This window comes from Candidatus Planktophila sp. (genome assembly GCF_044232745.1).
Taxonomy (GTDB): Bacteria; Actinomycetota; Actinomycetes; order Nanopelagicales; family Nanopelagicaceae; genus Planktophila.
This window is the reverse complement of the sequence record NZ_JBIILI010000006.1, coordinates 40,481-47,638: the sequence shown is the minus strand read 5'-3', so window position 1 is coordinate 47,638 and position 7,158 is coordinate 40,481. Positions and strand designations below refer to the sequence as shown.

Annotated in this window: 6 protein-coding genes; 3 read left to right on the top strand and 3 right to left on the bottom strand. The window is 44.9% G+C overall.

The genetic code is table 11. The annotated features are described in order from the left end of the window. From AC9UGD_RS05110 to AC9UGD_RS05100, 3 genes are all read left to right on the top strand, one after another. Positions 1-850, top strand: an 850-nt coding sequence (locus AC9UGD_RS05110; RefSeq protein WP_509570457.1) for a DUF418 domain-containing protein, incomplete at its 5' end; no start/stop codon positions are given. Between the two features lie 633 nt (positions 851-1,483). Next, positions 1,484-1,696: a DUF4287 domain-containing protein gene (locus tag AC9UGD_RS05105; protein WP_509570454.1), complete on the top strand. Its 213-nt coding sequence runs from the start codon at positions 1,484-1,486 to the stop codon at positions 1,694-1,696. Between the two features lie 76 nt (positions 1,697-1,772). Next, positions 1,773-2,969 carry a M20 metallopeptidase family protein gene (locus AC9UGD_RS05100; protein WP_509570451.1) on the top strand — a complete coding sequence of 399 codons (1,197 nt, stop codon included), beginning with the start codon at positions 1,773-1,775 and terminating at the stop codon, positions 2,967-2,969. On the opposite strand, the gene AC9UGD_RS05095 is transcribed toward AC9UGD_RS05100, so the two are convergent. From AC9UGD_RS05095 to AC9UGD_RS05085, 3 genes are all read right to left on the bottom strand, one after another. Beyond that, positions 2,949-4,145, bottom strand: coding sequence for an acyltransferase family protein (locus tag AC9UGD_RS05095; protein ID WP_509570448.1), 1,197 nt, complete (start codon positions 4,143-4,145; stop codon positions 2,949-2,951). The genes AC9UGD_RS05100 and AC9UGD_RS05095 overlap by 21 nt on opposite strands. A gap of 65 nt (positions 4,146-4,210) precedes the next feature. Then, complete coding sequence (locus AC9UGD_RS05090) at positions 4,211-5,593, bottom strand: metallopeptidase TldD-related protein (RefSeq protein WP_509570445.1); 1,383 nt, start codon at positions 5,591-5,593, stop codon at positions 4,211-4,213. Beyond that, a complete protein-coding gene (locus tag AC9UGD_RS05085) occupies positions 5,590-7,092 on the bottom strand; it encodes a TldD/PmbA family protein (protein ID WP_509570442.1) in 1,503 nt (500 codons plus the stop codon). The genes AC9UGD_RS05090 and AC9UGD_RS05085 overlap by 4 nt, the downstream gene beginning before the upstream one ends. Positions 7,093-7,158 lie beyond the last annotated feature (66 nt).

Genomic DNA, 7,158 nt, shown 5'->3' with positions numbered 1-7,158 from the left:
GCTTCACTTTACCTTTTTATGGCACGGAGACATCATTTTTGTCTATGGGCTATTTGGCTTACTTCTTACCTTTTTCTTTTTTAGAGCAGATAGAACACTTAAGATTTGGTCCCGAATTGTATTTTTCGTCTCAACATTTTTCATGGTGTTGATTGGCGCATTGGCCCTCATGGCTGAGTACTTATTAAAGGAAGATCTTGGATCAAGCACTGTGTCGAGCCTTGATGAGATTCTTAGGAGCGGAACTTTCCTGGAATCAATACCGGCGAGACTAGAAGCTTGGGTACTCGGCATCGCAACGGGGATATTCCTGCAAGGTGGTTTGGCTTTTGCGGCGTTCTTGCTTGGAGTTCGTTTGGCTCGCGCTAATTTCTTATCTTCACCGATGGATAAAGCAGCTAATGAAAGATTGATCAAAAAGGGTCTCATTCTTGGATTGCCAATTCAGATTATTGCTGCGGTGATCCTTCTCCAAAACGAACAATCCGCTGAACCTTCCGAAAGCGTTTATCTAATCTCGCTAATTGTTTCATTGGTAACAGCTCCACTGCTTTCAGTGTTATATGTGGGACTTATTCGTAAGTTAGTTGAGGAGCGGCCAAATCTAGTTTTGTGGATGAAACCAGCCGGCAAAATGTCGTTGACGATCTATATCTCGCAATCAGTAATCACTTCCCTCATCTTTGGTCCTTGGGGTTTTGGCTTATTCCAGGATCTGCAAACTTGGCAGGTATTTGTACTTGCATTCGCGATTTGGCTGCTTCTTTCCTACCTTGCAGCACTTTGGCTAGAGAGATTCAAGCAAGGACCTCTTGAATCACTCATGAGCAATATGACTAGATCTCGCTAGCGTTTATTCTTTGCCACAACTTAACTGATCTATCCCATTAATTATTTGGGGGCAATTATGAGGGCAATTGCATTTATTGAGCGTGACCTTACGCATAACAATGTCGTCTCCGGCTTATAGGGAGACTCTTCTTCACAGATTGTTACTCTGCGTAACATCGTTTTGTGTAATGATTGGCGCAACGATTGTTTGGTAGTAATTGGGACTTGGTTAATCACCGAGTCCCTTTTGCTTTGCTGCTTCTAAATCTGTGCAATAATTCATTTAACAACGGATTGGTAGTGATCGGGACTTGGTTAATCGCCGAGTCCCTTTTGCTTTCGTCCCATAATTTTTTATCCACAGGTTTGATTGTTAACGATATTCAACTATCGGCAAAGCCTTAACTTCACCCTCGTGTTGGGGGCGTGTTGTAATTGGCAGCCTAACTGATTACCAATCCGTTGGAGCGGGTTCAAACCCCGTCGCCTCCACCACAGTCTTAACTGCTACAACTCGATCTATTGGTAATGGTCAAAAGAGTTGCATCAGCTTTGCATGGGAGGGCCTCGAGAGATCGGGGCCTTTTCCAATTTTCTGGCATATAGGGCGACCCTTCTTCATTTTTGTTTGTAGATACATTAAAATTTGCTCATGGCTGAGAAAAAAGTTACTGGTCCTGCTTCACATTTTCCTTCTATCGAAAAGAAGTATGGAAAGCCGATTGAACATTGGATGAAAGAATTGAAGAAGGTTTCAAAGCTTGCACATATGGAACAAGTCGCTCACTTAAAAGAAAAGTTCGAAATGGGCCATGGTCATGCAAATGCAATCGTGGCTGTGTTCCGCCAGAAGAATGGCCTTTAGGGAGACTCTTTCATAGACATTGGGTTATTCGGGTAGTTATGATCACCTTCAGATTTAAATCGACGAAGGGTCAAAAGTGAGTAATTTTCTAGCTGAAGCACAAGAAATCCAAGATGAGTTAGTCACCCTTCGCCGACGCTTTCACCAAGAACCTGAAATTGGACTAGATCTACCTAAAACGCAAGCAAAGATTTTGGCCGCACTCGATGGTTTAGGCTTAGAGGTTACAACTGGAAAATCACTTACCTCTGTCACTGCAGTACTACGCGGCGCTAAATCTGACAAGACAGTGTTGCTACGTGCAGACATGGATGCACTTCCTGTGACTGAACTAGCAGATCTTCCTTACAAGAGTCAGATTGATGGTGCTATGCATGCATGTGGCCATGACTTGCATGTTTCAATGTTGATCGGTGCAGCTAAATTGTTAGTCAAGAATAAGTCACAGCTCAACGGTGATGTGGTCTTCATGTTTCAACCAGGTGAAGAAGGATTTGACGGCGCGGGACACATGATTAAAGAAGGTGTCTTGACTGCAAGTGGACGTAAAGCTGATTCAACGTATGGCATTCACGTTTCGTCATCTTCAACTCCAACAGGAGCGTTCACCACTAAAGGTGGCACCATGATGGCCTCTGCCGATGAAATACATGTAACCGTACTTGGCATGGGCGGACATGGATCACAGCCTCACACTGCAAAAGATCCAATTCCAGTTGCTGCCGAAATGGTGAGCGCCTTGCAACTAATGATTACTCGCTCCTTCGACGCTTTTGATCCTGTAGTAATTACTGTCGGTCAATTTCATGCTGGCACAAAGGCAAACATAATTCCAGATACTGCAGAGTTCCAGGCGACAATTCGAACATTTTCCCCAGAGAATAGAGTTCGCATCAAGACCGAAGCAGTTCGCTTGTGTACTTCAATTGCTGAAGGATATGGACTAAAAGCTGACGTTAAGGTTGTTGAGCAATATCCAGTTACAGTAAATAACGATTCGCACGCGCAATTTGTAGGGAAAGTGGCGGCTGAGCTCTTTGGCAAAGATGCGTACATGGATATGCCACACCCAATAGCAGGAGCGGAGGATTATTCCCGAGTTCTAGAAGCGGTTCCAGGTTCTTATATGTTCCTTGGTGCATCTGTTGATGAGGATTTCATGAACTCTGAAGTCAATCATTCACCTCGAGCAATGTTTGATGATTCAGTGCTGTATCGAGGAACCGCCATGCTAAGCGAGTTAGCAGTTCGATCACTTAATGAAATGGTGTGAAGCTCTGACTGTCCGTGCGTACTTCAGGACAGGGGATTCCAGGAATCGCCACGATGTTGCGGCAATCAGAATAGATGCCAAGAGAACTACCGAGCTGATAATCACCCATTGCAACGAATCTGTAAACCCGTAGTAAACATATTTACCCAGGAACTTTCGCTGAATAATTTCAATGATAAAAAAATGCCACAGGTAGATACTGAACGATAACTTGGCTATCCAACTAAACAGTTTATTGTCCAGCAATCTATAAATCTGAGTACTCATTGATGCCGAGACCAAGGCTCCTGCCATGAGAATCGCATAAAAAGGAGCAACATATGGCTGTTTAGTAAAGCTATCGGGTGCACCAGGTGTAAGCCGAGTAGAAACTAACCAAGTCGCAGCAGCAGCAAATAGTACAAATGAAAGATCAAATGTGCGTGACTTCAATGTGCCACGAGCTCTTAAAGCAATGATGATTAACGCGGCAAGTGATCCACACAAGAATTGCCCGAAGAAAGAGCTAACATTCCAATATGGCAGCCACTGCTTTGCGCCACCAGTAAGTCCATATTGCCAGCCCTTTAATTTGTCACCAGTCATGAAAGTGCTGATGATCCATGGATTCAATAGTTGCAGAGCAAGAATCCAAGTGATCATTCCTATGATCGCAAAAGATATCTTTCTGGTGTTTTTTATGATTACAAAGAGAACAATCGGAAGCAACACGTAACAGGAGACTTCAAGTCCTATAGACCATAAGGGACCATTTAGTTCTGCTGGGAAAAATGATGAGTAGTGGTAGCTATTGATGAATAGAAGGCCTGAAATCAATCTCCACCAATTTACTTTCTGATCGAACATCCAGATCGCAATAACTGTGCAAAAGATCAAGTTAAACCAATATGCCGGAATGATTCTTGCAGCACGATTAATTGCATAGAACCGAAGTCGTGGGACAGGATCACCATTGACGAAGGAATTCCAAAATGGAAGAGAGAGCAGGCACCCTGAAAGCACAAAGAAGAGACTGACTCCAACCTCGCCCCGCATTCCAAAGAAATGGATGTTCTGGATCCACGTCGCTGAATTTTCTGGATTAAAGCGCTGCGTGGTGTGGTGCCAAACCACTAAAAGACAGGCCACTGCCCTAAGTCCATCAGCACCTGGGATGCGCAAGAGTTGTTTACTCATGCCGCTAAGTATCCATTACAGCTCTTGTACTTCATGGACGACTCTTCTTGTATTGACTAGTTTGCTTAACTTCCTGGGCTAACCGTCGACATATTGAAATCTTTAATGACAAGAGGCGGAATAGCCATATTTGACATGTCGCCAGCCCATTCACGAGGCTGAGTCCATTCAGTTGCACCAGCATGTGCGATGCGCGAGAGAACAGAAACTGGAGAGTCATTCCAGCGGAAGTTGTTAGTCGCTCCAACTACTTCGCCACCCTTAACATGATAAACACCGTCTCGAGTTAAACCAGTAAGCAATAGTGAGTTGGGATCAACCATGCGGATGTACCAGAAGGTTGTCAGTAGAAGTCCGTTATCAACTTTCTTGACTAGATCTTCGAGAGACCCGGATGCTCCATCAACACTCATCACCAAGTTTTCACCTAGTGGTGTGAAGTCTAGATTTGTCAGCTTTGCTGATGCGCGAGTTTGAATCAGCGATTGCAGCACGCCATCTTTGAGCCAGTCAACGCGTTTGATGGGTTGACCATTATCAAAAACAGATGAGAATGGAGAACTTACAGCCGTTGCAACAAAGTTAGCCGCCGGTAGTTGCTTGAAATCTGGATCGCTAAAGAACTGCAAAGAAACATTTGACAGCTTCTCGCCAATTCGCGTTCCGCCACCCTTTTTAGAAAATACTGATTGACCTTCGTGAGCATCGCGAGCAGTTGATACCCACATCATGTAGGTAAACAAATCTGCCACAGAACCTGAAGGCAAGATGGTGTCATAGCGCCCTGCTGGTAGATCTACTTTGGTTCCTTGCCAGTTAAGACGTTGACGAATTTGTCCATCAATATCTGCAACAGATACATCGGTAAAGTCGCGAGTTTCAACACCGGCCCAGGTAGAACGGGAACGATCGTGGGACTTTCCAGTCATTTCTACACGGCCAACTGGTGAATCCTTTCGCAAACGCAAACCACCCTTTGATCCGACCCATGTTGTTTCATTGGTGTGTTCGGAATATCCAAAGAGCTCGATTTTGTCTGCAACAGAGCGTGAAAACATGTCACCTAGGGCTGGTGCAAATGTGGAAAACACTTCTGGACCAGTTGGTACATGATCTGCTGACCAATCGCCGATAGAAACATTGGTAGCAAGAGGGGAGTAGTCATCGGCTGGACCTGCAGCTTTTGCTGCAGCGATTGCTTCTTCTAGCAGTGCTGGAATGTCAGCAAGTGAAACATCTGTGCGGGTTACTCCACCAGAGGCCATCGCGCCATTAACTGCAACAAAGGCAACAACGGTGACGCTGCGCTCTTGAATTACACCATTAGTTGTCAGTGTGCTTCCCGCCCAACGCAAGTTTGCTTGAGTCTTATCTTTGACTACAACAATGCAATCATCACACGTTGCAGCAGCTGTAATCTTTTCAATCAGATCTTGAGCAGAAATCATTTTCCAGCCTCCGCAACAGTGTTTAGAATATTTACCTTGTCAAAGATTGCCGCTGGGCAACCATGACTTACCGCCGCAATCTGACCCGGTTGAGCTTTGCCGCAATTAAATGCGCCACCTAGAACATAGGTAGAAGGTCCGCCAACAACCTTCATAGATCCCCAGAAATCAGTTGTAGTTGCTTGGTACGCAACATCCTTTAATTGACCAACAATTTTTCCATTCTTAACACGGTGGAACTGTTGCCCAGTAAATTGGAAGTTGTAACGCTGCATGTCAATTGACCATGACTTATCGCCCTTGATGATGATTCCATCTTCCATTGAAGAAACCATCTCGTCATAAGTTGGACCTGTTGGGTTTGGTTGCAAAGAAACATTCGGCATGCGCTGAATTGGCACATGTGCAGGCGAATCAGCAAAGGCGCAGCCATTGCTTCGATCACGGTTAACGCGGGCTGCGATACGGCGATCTAATTGATAGCCAACAAGTAGTCCACCTTTAATGATGTCCCAACGCTGGGCTGCAACGCCTTCATCATCAAAACCGACGGTGCTTAGACCGTGAGAAGTACTGCGATCTCCGGTCACATTCATCAATTTAGATCCATATTGAAGGGTATTTAATTTGTCAGGTGTAGCAAAAGAAGTTCCTGCGTAATTAGCTTCATAACCTATCGCGCGATCCAATTCAGTTGCATGGCCAATTGACTCATGAATTGTTAGCCACAAATTTGATGGGTGAACTAATACGTCATAGCGACCAGGTTCAACTGATGGAGCCGCAACCTTTTCAGCTAATAATGTTGGAAGTTCGGCTATTTCTGCGTCCCAATCCCAATGCTTGTTACCCATCCATTCCCAACCAAAGCCCGCAGGTTGTGCCAATGTGCGCATAGCTTCAAAGCCATGAGCGCCAATTGAAATTGCTTCAATCTGCGTTTGTATCCGAACACGTTGCTGCGTTGTGGATGTGCCATACGAATCGGCGTAATGCTTTTGTTCTTTAACAAACATGGTCTGTGCAGAGGTGTGATTAACGCCTGCGCTCTTGAGCAAACTATTACTTAAATCAGCAAGGCGATCCTTCTTGTCAGAATCAGAAACTGTGAATGGATCAATCTCATAATCAGATACCCAGGTTTGATTTGCATAGACCGGTTCGGCAACAAGTGAGACTAATTCTGTTGATAAAGGCTTAGAAGTCTTAGCCATTGCAACCGCTGTCATCGCTAACTTCTTAGCAACATCAACAGAGATCTCAGGAGAAGAAGCAAATCCCCAAGCGCCGTTGACGATTACACGCACACCAACTCCTGCAATGGTTTCATCGCTTTGTGTTTCAGGGCGAGCATCGCGCAAGGACAATAAACCACTTCGCGTGCGTTCGATTCGCACATCAACATGTGAGGCACCAGCATCTTTGGCTGTGCTTATCGCGGCATCACTAACTGCGGCTAGTGGAAGGGCTAAAAAATCTGCATCAACGGTTTTATTCACCCCCGAACCTTAATTCAAAATTAGGGCTAGGCATAGCATTTTGAACTCCTATCAACAATAATGTAG

Bases quoted from the DNA above. Each gene is read 5' to 3' on its own strand.
- AC9UGD_RS05105 (WP_509570454.1), top strand. From the start codon at position 1,484: ATGGCTGAGAAAAAAGTTACTGGTCCTGCTTCACATTTTCCTTCTATC.
- AC9UGD_RS05095 (WP_509570448.1), bottom strand. From the start codon at position 4,145: ATGAGTAAACAACTCTTGCGCATCCCAGGTGCTGATGGACTTAGGGCA.
- AC9UGD_RS05090 (WP_509570445.1), bottom strand. From the start codon at position 5,593: ATGATTTCTGCTCAAGATCTGATTGAAAAGATTACAGCTGCTGCAACG.